The 13,073-nt window shown below is 64.9% G+C and carries 10 protein-coding genes; 9 read left to right on the top strand and 1 reads right to left on the bottom strand.

The genetic code is table 11. The features are described from left to right. Positions 1–19: 19 nt before the first annotated feature. The 9 genes from ABIF91_RS16905 to pnp all read left to right on the top strand — a co-directional run bounded on the left by ABIF91_RS16905 (position 20) and on the right by pnp (position 10,681). Positions 20–256, top strand: a complete 237-nt coding sequence (locus tag ABIF91_RS16905; RefSeq protein WP_424579266.1) for a hypothetical protein — start codon at positions 20–22, stop codon at positions 254–256. A 43-nt stretch (positions 257–299) separates the two neighbouring features. Beyond that, positions 300–1,055, top strand: coding sequence for a ribosome maturation factor RimP (rimP, locus tag ABIF91_RS16900; RefSeq protein WP_284279313.1), 756 nt, complete (start codon positions 300–302; stop codon positions 1,053–1,055). A 2-nt stretch (positions 1,056–1,057) separates the two neighbouring features. Beyond that, on the top strand, positions 1,058–2,668 hold the full coding sequence (nusA, locus tag ABIF91_RS16895) for a transcription termination factor NusA (protein WP_035671353.1): 1,611 nt from the start codon (positions 1,058–1,060) through the stop codon (positions 2,666–2,668). A gap of 23 nt (positions 2,669–2,691) precedes the next feature. After that, positions 2,692–3,375 (top strand): RNA-binding protein, encoded by a 684-nt coding sequence (locus tag ABIF91_RS16890; protein ID WP_028176499.1) that lies wholly within the window; start codon positions 2,692–2,694, stop codon positions 3,373–3,375. Between the two features lie 70 nt (positions 3,376–3,445). Continuing rightward, positions 3,446–6,154, top strand: coding sequence for a translation initiation factor IF-2 (gene infB / locus ABIF91_RS16885; protein WP_028176498.1), 2,709 nt, complete (start codon positions 3,446–3,448; stop codon positions 6,152–6,154). Between the two features lie 153 nt (positions 6,155–6,307). Further along, positions 6,308–6,754 carry a 30S ribosome-binding factor RbfA gene (gene rbfA / locus ABIF91_RS16880; RefSeq protein ID WP_028176497.1) on the top strand — a complete coding sequence of 149 codons (447 nt, stop codon included), beginning with the start codon at positions 6,308–6,310 and terminating at the stop codon, positions 6,752–6,754. Then, positions 6,751–7,869, top strand: coding sequence for a tRNA pseudouridine(55) synthase TruB (gene truB, locus ABIF91_RS16875; RefSeq protein WP_028176496.1), 1,119 nt, complete (start codon positions 6,751–6,753; stop codon positions 7,867–7,869). The genes rbfA and truB overlap by 4 nt, the downstream gene beginning before the upstream one ends. Positions 7,870–7,871: 2 nt before the next feature. Then, complete coding sequence (rpsO, locus tag ABIF91_RS16870) at positions 7,872–8,141, top strand: 30S ribosomal protein S15 (protein WP_008540131.1); 270 nt, start codon at positions 7,872–7,874, stop codon at positions 8,139–8,141. Positions 8,142–8,518: 377 nt separating this feature from the next. Continuing rightward, a complete protein-coding gene (gene pnp / locus ABIF91_RS16865; protein ID WP_028176494.1) occupies positions 8,519–10,681 on the top strand; it encodes a polyribonucleotide nucleotidyltransferase in 2,163 nt (720 codons plus the stop codon). Positions 10,682–10,799: 118 nt separating this feature from the next. On the opposite strand, the gene katG is transcribed toward pnp, so the two are convergent. Next, positions 10,800–12,965 (bottom strand): catalase/peroxidase HPI, encoded by a 2,166-nt coding sequence (katG, locus tag ABIF91_RS16860; RefSeq protein WP_035671361.1) that lies wholly within the window; start codon positions 12,963–12,965, stop codon positions 10,800–10,802. Positions 12,966–13,073 lie beyond the last annotated feature (108 nt).

Genomic DNA, 13,073 nt, shown 5'->3' with positions numbered 1-13,073 from the left:
TCGCGGAAGTTAGGCCTGCTTGATGAAAGAAGCGTTGCGCAGGGTGCGCCGATCGGCGCAAAAAGGCCCCATTCCCGCTGCGATGGGCCTTGTCCGGCAGGGCGGAAAGCGCTATATCAGCGCCAATTCATCTTCTCATACGATCCGCGTAGTGAGAGTGGGCCCGCAAGGACCCGCTCTTTTTTATTACCTGAACGCGGCTTGGCGGAAGATGCGGCCCGACGCGCTGTCGGGAAAGTTCCGAAGCGGGCTTTGAAGTCGTAACCAAGCCTTAACCATCGAGCGCCCTGACCCTGGACATGACCGAGCCGAACCCTGGTTCCACGGATGCCGAATTGCTGGCCGAGCCGCGGCTCGTGGTCGAGCCGGGCGTCGCGGCACGGGTGTCCGCGGTGGCTGCTCCCGTCCTCCAGGGCATGGGCTATCGCCTGGTGCGGATCCGCATCTCCGGGGAAGCCGGCTGCACCGTTCAGGTCATGGCCGAGCGACCGGACGGCTCGATGCAGATCGAGGATTGCGAGGCGATCTCGCGGGCATTGTCGCCCGTGCTCGACGTCGCCGATCCCATCGATCGCGCCTACCGGCTGGAGATCTCCTCGCCGGGGATCGACCGCCCGCTGGTGCGCCGCTCCGATTTCGAGCGCTACTCCGGGCATCTGGTGAAGATCGAGATGGCGGTCGCGCACGAGGGGCGCAAGCGCTTCCGCGGCACGCTCGGTGCTGTGGAAGGCGATCGCGTGCATCTGCATCGCGACGACGTCAAGGGAAGTGACGAAGCCGACGTTCTCCTGACCATGGAGGATATCGGCGAGGCCCGGCTGGTGCTGACCGACGAACTGATCGCCGAATCCATGCGCCGCGGCAAGGCCGAGGCACGCGAGATGCGCCGCAATCTCGGTCTCGAGCCGCCGCAGGCGCCGCACGCGAAGATCAGTGAAAGAATCACCAAGAACACCAAGCCGAAGAAGAAGCCGGCCCCGACCAATACCAAGAAACATCGCCTGGCCGCCGAACGCGCGCGGCGGGGCGAGATCGAGCCTGACCAAGGAGACTAGCCATGGCAGTCAGCGCCAACCGACTTGAATTGCTTCAGATCGCGGACGCCGTTGCACGCGAGAAATCGATCGACCGCGGCATCGTCATCGCCGCGATGGAGGACGCCATCGCCAAGGCGGCGCGGGCCCGTTACGGCAGCGAAACTGACGTTCATGCCGAGATCGACCCGAAAAAGGGCGAGCTGCGGCTGTCGCGCCACATGCTGGTGGTCGACAAGGTCGAAAACCATGCCAACCAGATCTCGCTGGTGGACGCGCAGCGCGCCAATCCCGGTGCCCAGGTCGGCGACACCATCGCCGATACCCTGCCGCCGCTGGAATATGGCCGCATCGCCGCGCAATCGGCCAAGCAGGTGATCGTGCAGAAGGTGCGCGAGGCCGAGCGCGACCGGCAATACCAGGAATTCAAGGACCGTATCGGCGACATCGTCAACGGCGTCGTCAAGCGCGTCGAATATGGCAGCGTGATCGTCGATCTCGGCCGTGGCGAGGCCATCATCCGCCGCGACGAGATGCTGCCGCGCGAAGTGTTCCGCAACGGCGACCGCGTCCGCGCCTACATCTTCGACGTCCGCCGCGAGACGAGAGGCCCGCAGATCTTCCTCTCCCGCACTCATCCGCAGTTCATGGCGAAACTGTTCGCGCAGGAAGTGCCTGAGATCTATGACGGCATCGTCGAGATCAAGGCGGTGGCCCGCGATCCCGGCTCGCGCGCGAAAATCGGCGTGATTTCCCGCGATTCCTCGGTCGATCCGGTCGGCGCCTGCGTCGGCATGCGTGGCTCGCGCGTGCAGGCCGTGGTGAACGAACTGCAGGGCGAGAAGATCGACATCATCCCCTGGTCGCCCGACATCGCGACCTTCGTGGTCAACGCGCTGGCGCCGGCCGAAGTCTCCAAGGTCGTCATCGACGAGGACCGCGAGCGCATCGAGGTCGTGGTTCCCGACACCAACAACCAGCTCTCGCTGGCGATCGGCCGCCGCGGCCAGAACGTGCGTCTGGCCTCGCAGCTCACCGGCTGGGACATCGACATCCTGACCGAGCAGGAGGAATCGGAGCGCCGCCAGGCCGACTTCGAGAACTCCACTCGCGTCTTCATGGAATCGCTCAATGTCGACGAAGTGGTCGGCCAGCTGCTGGCGTCCGAAGGCTTCACCTCGGTCGAGGAACTCGCGATGGTGGACGTCAAGGAACTCGCCGGCATCGAAGGCTTTGACGAGGAGACCGCGCAAGAGCTCCAGAACCGCGCCCGCGAATATCTGGAGCAGCAGGAAGCCGAGCTTGAGGCCAGGCGCAAGGAGCTCGGCGTCGAGGACGCGGTCAAGGACGTGCCCGGCGTGACCTCGAAGATGCTGGTGAAGTTCGGCGAGAACGACATCAAGACGGTCGACGACCTCGCCGGCTGCGCCACCGACGATCTGGTCGGCTGGACCGAGCGCAAGGAAGGCAGCGAGCCGACCAAGCACGCCGGTGCGCTCGATGGCATCGACATCTCCCGCGACGATGCCGAAGCGATGATCATGCAGGCCCGTGTCAAGGCCGGCTGGATCACCGAGGCCGATCTCGCCAAGCCTGCTGAAGAGGCTGCGGCGACCGAAGACCAGCCGGCGTAAGGGCCAGGGAGGATGTCATCCGGATGCTCGCCAGCATTGACAGCGAACTCGACCATGGGCCGCGGACCGAAAGGTCCGCGACCATGCGCATGTGCGCGGTCAGTCGCGAGGTCCGGCCGATCGACGAGCTGATCCGCTTCGTCGTATCGCCGCAAGGCGATGTGGTTCCCGATCTCAAGCGCAAGCTGCCCGGGCGCGGCATGTGGATCACCGCCTCACGCAAGGTGGTTGCGGAAGCCGTGCGGCGTCACCAATTTAGCAAGGCCTTCAAGCGCGATCTGCGCATCCCTCAGACGCTTCCCGCCGACATCGAGGCGCTCCTGGTTCGGAGCGTGACGGAAGCCCTTGGGATCGCCGCCAAGGCGGGCCAGGTCGTGGCCGGCTTCGGCAAGGTCGAGAGCGCCCTTCGGGGGGGCACGGTCGAGGTCCTGATCCACGCCAGCGACGGGGCCGCGGACGGAATCCGCAAATTGGACATGCTGGCACGTCAAAATGCCGGAAATCGCGGCGCTGAGCCGCAGATTCCCGTCGTCACCGCACTGAAATCGGTAGAATTGGATTTGGCACTCACCCGGTCAAATGTGATACATGCTGCGCTGCTCGCGGGCCCGGCGAGCAGGTCATTCCTGTCACGTAGCCAGATGCTGGTCCGATACCGGATGGCGGACGATGACAAGACTGCCGAAAAGCACGGCCAGGATTTCTGAGAGACAACGACGACCCCATTGGACGGTGCGGCAACGCACAACACCGATAAATCAGGATTAGGACTGCTGAATGGTTGATACCAAGACCCCTGGCGACAAGAAGCTGAGCGTTCCGAGCAAGACGCTATCGCTCAAGCCGCGCGTCGAAACGGGGACCGTGCGCCAGAGCTTCAGCCATGGCCGCAGCAAGCAGGTCGTGGTCGAGAAGCGCGGCAAGCGCCGCATTGGCGATGGCCCCGAGCCGCACGTGCCTGAGGTGGCCGCAAAGCCGGCGCCAGCGGCACCCGCTGCGCCGTCGCGCCCGGCTCCGCCCGCCCCGCCTCGCAACGCCGGTTCCGGCGTGGTGCTGCGTACCCTGACCGAGGACGAACGTTCGGCCCGCGCCAGCGCGCTGGCCGATGCCAAGCTGCGCGAAGTCGAAGAACGCCGCCAGGCCGAGGAAGAGGCCCAGCGCCGCGCCGTGCGCGAGGCCGCCGAACGCGCCGAGCGCGAAGCCGCCGAAGCCCGCCGCAAGGCCGAGGACGAGCGCCATCGCCACGAGGACGAAGCCAAGCGGAAGGCCGAGACCGAAGCCAAGAAGCGTTTTGGCGAAGGCGAGCAGCCGGCAGCGGCCGTGCGCCCCGCAACGGCCGCACCGGCCGCGCCTGCGCCGCGGCCCGGCGCCCCCGCGGCCCGGCCCGGAACCACCACGACCCGCCCTGGAACCACGACGGCGCGTCCCGCAGGGACGACCGCGCAGCGTCCGGGTGCACCGGCAGGTCGCGGTCCGGCAGTTGCAGCCGAGCCTGATGAGGACGAAGCTCCGCGCCAGATCCGTCGCGGTCCCGGCGGCGCCGCGCGTCCCGCGCCTCCCCCGAAGACCACCCACAAGCCCGGCCCGCAGAAAGAGCGCGGCCGCCTCACCGTGGTCACCGCGCTCAACGCCGACGAGGTGCGCGAGCGCTCGATCGCCTCGTTCCGCCGCCGCACCCAGCGCCTGAAGGGCCACGCCTCGAACGAGCCGAAGGAAAAGCTCATCCGCGAGGTGATCATTCCGGAAGCGATCACCATCCAGGAGCTCGCCAACCGCATGGCCGAGCGCGCGGTCGACGTCATCCGCATGCTGATGAAGCAGGGCGCGATGCACAAGATCACCGACGTGATCGACGCCGACACCGCGCAGCTGATCGCCGAAGAGCTGGGCCACACCGTCAAACGCGTTGCCGCGTCGGACGTCGAGGAAGGCCTGTTCGACACCGTCGACGATTCCACCGATACCGAAACGCGCTCGCCCGTCGTGACCGTGATGGGCCACGTCGATCACGGCAAGACTTCGCTGCTCGACGCACTTCGCCACGCCAACGTTGTCTCCGGCGAGGCCGGCGGCATCACCCAGCACATCGGCGCCTATCAGGTGGTGTCGCCCGAAAGCGGCAAGAAGATCACCTTCATCGATACGCCAGGCCACGCCGCGTTCACCGCGATGCGCGCCCGCGGCGCCAAGGTCACCGACATCGTCGTGCTGGTGGTCGCGGCCGATGACGGCGTGATGCCGCAGACGGTCGAAGCCATCAACCACGCCAAGGCGGCGCGGGTGCCGATCATCGTTGCCATCAACAAGATCGACAAGCCCGACGCCAAGCCCGAGCGCGTGCGCACCGAGCTGCTTCAGCACGAGGTGCAGGTGGAATCCTTCGGCGGCGAGGTCGTCGACGTCGAGGTGTCCGCCAAGAACAAGACCAATCTCGACAAGCTGCTCGAAATGATTGCCCTCCAGGCCGAAATCCTCGACCTGAAGACCAATTCGCAGCGTCCGGCCGAGGGCACCGTGATCGAGGCCAAGCTCGATCGCGGCCGTGGTCCGGTCGCGACCGTGCTGGTGCAGCGCGGCACGCTCCGCGTCGGCGACATCATCGTCGCCGGTGCCGAAATGGGCCGTGTCCGCGCCTTGATCTCGGATCAGGGCGAGACGGTGCAGGAGGCCGGTCCCTCGGTACCGGTCGAAGTGCTCGGCTTCAACGGTCCGCCCGAGGCCGGCGATCGTCTCGCGGTGGTCGAGAACGAAGCCCGCGCCCGTCAGGTCACCAGCTACCGTGCGCACCAGAAGCGCGAGAACGCGGCAGCCTCGATCTCCGGCATGCGCGGCTCGCTCGAGCAGATGATGTCGCAATTGAAGACGGCGGGCCGCAAGGAATTCCCGCTGATCGTCAAGGCCGACGTGCAGGGCTCGCTGGAAGCGATCCTCGGCTCGCTGGAGAAGCTCGGCACCGACGAAGTCGCAGCCCGCATCCTGCATGCTGGCGTCGGCGGCATCTCGGAATCCGACGTGACGCTCGCGGAAGGCTTCAACGCCGCGATCATCGGCTTCTCGGTCCGAGCCAACAAGGAAGCCGCTGCGGCCGCCAAGCGCAACGGCATCGAGATCCGCTACTACAACATCATCTACGACCTCGTGGACGACGTGAAGAAGGCGATGAGCGGTCTGCTCGCGCCGACCTTGCGCGAAACCATGCTGGGCAATGCCGAGATCCTGGAGATCTTCAACATCTCCAAGGTCGGCAAGGTCGCCGGCTGCCGCGTCACCGACGGCACCGTGGAACGCGGCGCCAATGTGCGCCTGATCCGCGACAACGTCGTGGTGCACGAAGGCAAGCTGTCGACGCTGAAGCGCTTCAAGGACGAAGTGAAGGAAGTCCAGTCGGGCCAGGAATGCGGCATGGCCTTCGAGAGCTATCACGACATGCGTGTCGGTGACGTGATCGAGTGCTATCGCGTGGAGACGATCCAGCGCTCCCTGTAAGTCCAAATCTTACCGAAGCGTTCGGATCTTTTTGAACTGAAATTGCGGGAGTGCGATGGCCGGATTTTTCCGGCCATCCACCCCTCTTCGTTTCAACAGGAAAACGACAATGCCCGTGTCTCAAGCACGGGCATGACGAGGTGATTTTCGAGAATGCCACGCCACCATCAGAAGAAAAGTTCCGCGCCCGGCGGAGGCTCGCAGCGTCAGTTGCGCGTCGGCGAGCAGGTTCGCCACGCGATGGCCGATATTCTGGCGCAAGGCAACGTGCATGATGCGGATCTCGAAGGTCACATCATCACCGTGCCGGAGGTGCGGATGTCGCCCGACCTGAAGCTCGCGACGGTCTACGTGATGCCGCTCGGTGGCCGCGACACCGAGATCGTGATCGCGGCGCTCGAGCGCAACAAGAAATTCCTGCGCGGCGAGGTCGCGCGGCGCGTTAACCTGAAATTTGCACCTGACATTCGCTTCCGCGTCGACGAGCGATTCGACGAAGCGGAACGGATCGAGAAGCTTTTGCGAACACCTGCGGTGCAGAAGGACTTGGACAAGGATCTGGAACAGAATCCGGCTTCGGATCGGGAAGAAGAGCAATGACCATGGACCCGGCTCACGGCACGATCGGCGGCAACGATGCTGATCAGCGCGAGGTGCAGAAGAATGATTTCGCGGATCTGGGAGGCGATGCCCGAGCGCATCAGGAGCCGCGCCGCGTCAACAACGATCCACGCGCCAAGCAGCAGAAGGGCAACCAGCCGCGTCGGGACCGCCGTGACGTCCATGGCTGGGTCGTGCTCGACAAGCCGATCGGCATGACCTCGACGCAGGCGGTTGCCGTGCTCAAGCGCCTGTTCAACGCCAAGCGCGCCGGCCACGCCGGTACGCTCGATCCGCTCGCCTCTGGCGGGCTGCCGATCGCACTCGGCGAAGCCACCAAGACCGTTCCCTTCGTGATGGACGGCCGCAAGCGCTACCAGTTCACGGTCTGCTGGGGCGAGGAGCGCGACACCGACGACATCGAGGGGCGGGTGACCGCGACCTCCGACCAGCGCCCGACCCGGGAGGCGATCCTGGCTCTTCTGCCGCGCTTCACCGGGGTGATCGAGCAGATCCCGCCGCGCTATTCCGCGATCAAGATCCAGGGCGAGCGCGCCTATGACCTTGCCCGCGACGGCGAGATCGTGGAACTGGCCCCCCGGCCGGTCGAGATTCACCATTTAACCCTTGTAGATCAACCGGATAAGGACCGAGCCGTATTCGAGGCCGAGTGCGGCAAGGGCACCTATGTCCGCGCCCTGGCTCGCGATATGGGCCGGATTCTCGGCACTTACGGCCACATCTGCGCGCTCAGGCGGACCCTGGTCGGCCCGTTTGGCGAAAATGACATGATTCCGCTGGATCAGTTGGAGGCTTTGTGCGATAGAGCCGCGTCCGGCGAGGGCAGCCTCGCCGACGCGCTTTTGCCCGTTGAGACCGCGCTGGACGACATCCCGGCACTGGCCGTCACTCGGGCTGATGCGGCAAGGCTCCATCGGGGCCAGGCCGTTTTGTTGCGCGGACGGGATGCGCCCACTTGTAGCGGCACAGTCTATGTCACGGTGGCAGGCCGGCTTCTCGCGCTTGCTGAAGTCGGCAATGGCGAAATCATCCCCAAGCGTGTGTTCAACCTGACCGGCCTGACTGCCAGCTCCGGTCGCAACGAGAGAAATTGACGATGTCGATTGCCGCAGAACGCAAAGCGGAAGTCATCAAGACGAATGCCACCAAGGCCGGCGACACCGGCTCGCCCGAGGTTCAGGTCGCGATCCTGTCGGAACGCATCAACAACCTCACCAACCATTTCAAGACCCACGTGAAGGACAACCATTCGCGTCGCGGCCTCTTGAAGCTGGTCTCGACCCGCCGCTCGCTCCTCGACTACCTCAAGAAGAAGGACGAGGCGCGGTACAAGGCGCTGCTCGAGAAGCACAATATTCGTCGTTAAGTGTTCCTGCGCGCGCCATTGGCGCGCGTTTTCGTGCGTGGTTTCGAACGAAAGCGCTTCCTTAAAGGTTTTTGATCGAGGCTGCGTGCGCGTCGGATGCGCGTCTTTGAGGATTCGCATCCGGGCATGATAGAGTGAAGACCGCGGTTCGGTGTTCGCGTTCGTGCCGACTGACAGTCCAGCAGCAATCCGGCGGCTGGGCACAACGGGCAAGGCGCCCGTATGACCCGAAAGGATGGACGCCATCCGAAATCCAAAAACCATGGCAGGATCGCAGGACGCTGATCATCCGCTCCGATCAGCGTCCCGCAATCTTGCGCATGGTTTTTGTTTTTCGACGCGTCCCTTCTTTCGAGAACCCATGAAAGAAGACCACTATGTTCAATAAGCATTCAGTCGAGATCGACTGGGGCGGACGCCCACTCAAGCTCGAAACCGGCAAGATCGCCCGTCAGGCCGACGGCGCCGTCGTCGCCACCTATGGCGAGACCGTGGTGCTCGCCACCGTCGTCGCGGCGAAGGCGCCGCGCGAAGGCGTCGACTTCCTGCCGCTGACCGTCGACTACCAGGAGAAGACCTACGCTGCGGGCCGCATCCCCGGCGGCTATTTCAAGCGCGAGGGCCGTCCGACCGAGAAGGAGACGCTGGTCTCCCGCCTGATCGACCGTCCGATCCGTCCGCTGTTCGTCGACGGCTGGCGCAACGAGACCCAGGTGATCGCCACGGTGCTGTCGCACGACATGGAGAACGACCCTGACATCGTCGCGCTGGTGGCCTCGTCGGCGGCGCTGACCTTGTCGGGCGCTCCGTTCAAGGGCCCGATCGGCGCAGCTCGCGTTGGCTTCGTCAATGACGAATATGTGCTCAACCCGACGCTCGACGAGATGGTCGACACCCAGCTCGACCTCGTCGTCGCCGGCACCGCCGACGCCGTGCTGATGGTGGAATCGGAAGCCAAGGAGCTGAACGAAGACATCATGCTCGGCGCGGTGATGTTCGGTCACCGCCACTTCCAGCCGGTCATCAACGCGATCATCGAGCTCGCCGAGAAGGCCGCCAAGGAGCCGCGCGAAGTCACCGTGATCGACAATGCCGCGCTCGAGAAGGAAATGCTCGGCATCGTCGAGCAGGAGCTGCGCGCCGCCTACGCCATTCCGGTCAAGCAGGATCGCTACGCCGCGGTCGGCAAGGTCAAGGAAAAGGTGATCGCCCATTATTTCCCCGAAGGGCAGGAGCCGAAATACGACAAGCTGCGCATCGCCGGCGTGTTCAAGGAGCTCGAGGCCAAGATCGTTCGCTGGAACATCCTGGACACCGGCAAGCGCATCGACGGCCGCGACAGCAAGACGGTCCGCAACATCATCGCCGAAGTCGGCGTGCTGCCCCGCGCCCACGGTTCGGCGCTGTTCACCCGCGGTGAGACCCAGGCGATGGTCGTGACCACGCTCGGCACCGGCGAGGACGAGCAGTACATCGACGCGCTGTCCGGGACGTACAAGGAAACGTTCCTGCTGCACTACAACTTCCCGCCCTATTCGGTCGGCGAGACCGGCCGCCTCGGCGGCACCAAGCGCCGCGAGATCGGCCACGGCAAGCTGGCCTGGCGCGCGATCCATCCGGTGCTGCCGCCGCACCACGAGTTCCCCTACACGGTGCGCGTGGTCTCGGAGATCACCGAATCCAACGGCTCCTCGTCGATGGCGTCGGTCTGCGGCGCCTCGCTGGCGCTGATGGATGCGGGCGTGCCGTTGAAGCGGCCGACCGCGGGCATCGCGATGGGCCTGATCCTCGAAGACAAGCGCTTCGCGGTTCTCTCGGACATCCTCGGTGACGAGGACCATCTCGGCGACATGGACTTCAAGGTGGCCGGCACGGAAGCGGGCATCACCTCGCTCCAGATGGACATCAAGATCGAGGGCATCACCGAAGAGATCATGCGCGTCGCCCTTGGCCAGGCCAAGGAAGGCCGCATCCACATCCTCGGCGAGATGGCCAAGGCGCTGACCAACGCCCGCGCCGAGCTCGGCGAATATGCGCCGCGCATCGAGACCTTCAAGATCCCGACCGACAAGATCCGCGAAGTGATCGGCACCGGCGGCAAGGTGATCCGCGAGATCGTCGAGAAGACCGGCGCCAAGGTCAACATCGAGGACGACGGCACCGTGAAGGTCGCCTCCAGCGACGGCGAGGCCATGAAGGCTGCGATCAAGTGGATCAAGTCGATCGCCTCCGAGCCGGAAGTCGGCCAGATCTATGACGGCACCGTCGTCAAGGTCATGGAGTTCGGCGCCTTCGTGAACTTCTTCGGCTCCAAGGACGGCCTCGTCCACATCAGCCAGCTCGCTTCCAGCCGCGTGCAGAAGACCTCCGACGTCGTCAAGGAAGGCGACAAGGTCAAGGTCAAGCTGCTCGGCTTCGATGACCGCGGCAAGACCCGCCTGTCGATGAAGGTGGTCGACCAGACCACCGGCGAGGACCTCGAGGCCAAGGAGAAGGCCGCCGAGGGCGAGAAGGCGCCGCGCGAAGCGGCGGGCGAATAGGCTCTCGCACCACAGCCAGAAACACGAAGGGCGGCCGAGAGGCCGCCCTTTTTGTTTGTGTTCGCTCCGGGCGATATGTGCCGCCTCTCCCGCTTGCGGGAGAGGCGACAAAAAGCCCTCACGCCACGATGTCGTACCGGTCGAGGTTCATCACCTTGGTCCATGCCTTGGCGAAGTCCTTGACGAACTTCTCCTTGGAGTCCGAGGTAGCATAGACCTCGGCGAAGGCGCGGAGCTGCGAGTGTGCGCCGAAGATCAGATCGACACGCGTGCCGGTCCACTTCACCGCGTTGGTCTTGCGGTCGCGCCCCTCATAGGAGCCGTCGGCCGACGGCGTCCACTGCGTGCTCATGTCGAGCAGGTTGACGAAGTAGTCGTTGCTCAGCGTACCCACCTTCGGAGTAAAGACGCCGTGCTTCGAACCGTTCGCATTTGCACCGAGCACCCGCAGGCCGCCGACCAGCACCGTCATCTCCGGACCGGTCAGCCTCAACAGCTGCGCGCGATCGACCAGCGCCTCTTCAGGATGCATGAACTGATGCCGCTTGCCGATGTAGTTGCGGAAGCCATCGGCCCGCGGCTCCAGCGGCGCGAAGGAGGCCGCATCCGTCTGCTCCTGCGAGGCGTCCATGCGGCCCGGCGTGAAGCCGACCTTGACGTCGACACCGGCGTCCTTGGCGGCCTTCTCGACCGCGGCGGTGCCGCCGAGCACGATCAGGTCCGCCAGCGAGACCTTCTTCGCGCCGGATGACGCGTTGAAGTCCTTCTGGATCGCTTCGAGCTTGCCGAGCACCTTGGCAAGCTGAGCCGGCTCGTTCACCTCCCAGTCCTTCTGCGGCGCGAGACGAATGCGCGCGCCGTTGGCGCCACCGCGCTTGTCGGAGCCGCGGAACGTCGAGGCTGACGCCCAGGCGGTCGAGACCAGCTCGGGCACCGAGAGGCCGGAACCCAGGATCTTGGTCTTCAGGGCGGCGATGTCCTGATCGCTGACCAGCTCGTGATTGACGGCTGGAATGGGGTCCTGCCAGATCAGCGTTTCCTTCGGCACCAGCGGGCCGAGATAGCGCTGGATCGGGCCCATATCGCGATGGGTGAGCTTGAACCAGGCGCGGGCGAAGGCGTCAGCGAACTGATCCGGGTTCTCCAGGAAGCGACGCGAGATCTTCTCATACACGGGATCGAAGCGCAGCGAGAGGTCGGTCGTCAGCATCGTCGGCCGATGCTTCTTCGACTTGTCGAAAGCATCGGGGATGATCGCCTCGGCGTTCTTGGCCGTCCACTGCTGCGCACCAGCCGGGCTCTTCGTCAGCTCCCATTCGAAATTGAACAGGTTCTCGAAGAAGTTGTTGCTCCACTTGGTCGGCGTCTTCGTCCACGTCACCTCGAGGCCGCTGGTGATGGAATCAGCCCCAAGGCCCGACCCATGCTTGCTCTTCCAGCCGAGCCCCTGATCTTCCAGCGCGCCCGCTTCCGGCTCCGGGCCGACCAGCGATGCATCGCCGGCGCCGTGGGTCTTGCCGAAGCTGTGGCCGCCGGCGATCAGCGCCACGGTCTCTTCGTCGTTCATCGCCATGCGGGCGAACGTCTCGCGGATGTCCTTGGCCGCAGCGACCGGATCCGGCTTGCCGTTCGGCCCCTCCGGATTGACGTAGATCAGGCCCATCTGCACCGCGCCGAGCGGCTCGGCGAGCTGACGCTCGCCGCTGTAGCGCTCATCACCGAGCCAGGTGCCTTCCGGACCCCAATAGAGCTCTTCCGGCTCCCAGACGTCGACGCGACCACCGGCGAAGCCGAAGGTCTTGAAGCCCATTGATTCCAGCGCGACGTTGCCGGCGAGCACCATCAGATCGGCCCAGGAAATCTTGCGGCCGTATTTCTGCTTGATCGGCCAGAGCAGACGGCGCGCCTTGTCGAGATTGGCGTTGTCGGGCCAGCTGTTGAGCGGCGCGAAGCGCTGCTGACCGGCTCCGGCGCCGCCGCGGCCGTCGGTGATGCGGTAGGTGCCCGCGCTGTGCCAGGCCATGCGGATCATGAGGCCGCCATAGTGACCGAAGTCGGCGGGCCACCATTCCTGCGAGTCCGTCATCAGAGCGGTCAGGTCCTTGATGACCGCATTCAGGTCGAGCGACTCGAACTCCTTGGCGTAGTCGAAGTCCTTGTCCATCGGATCGGACTTGTTCGAGTTCTTGTGCAGGACCTCGACGTTGAGCTGCGTTGGCCACCAGTCGCGGTTTGTACGCGCGGCTTTTCCGCCCGAAAACGGGCACTTCGAAGTGTCGTCCATGAATACCTCCTCTGGCGGCGTCGAACTCGCGCCCTTGACCAGGTAGAACCACTCTAAGCGCCGCATCCCATCAGGGGAAGTTGACTTTAGTGATCGCTGCGATAGGAT

Origin of the sequence: Bradyrhizobium sp. USDA 241, assembly GCF_049739505.1 — a bacterium.
Lineage (GTDB): Bacteria > Pseudomonadota > Alphaproteobacteria > Rhizobiales > Xanthobacteraceae > Bradyrhizobium > Bradyrhizobium liaoningense.
Note: the sequence above shows the minus strand (reverse complement) of the source record. Positions and strands in the feature narration are given on the sequence as shown.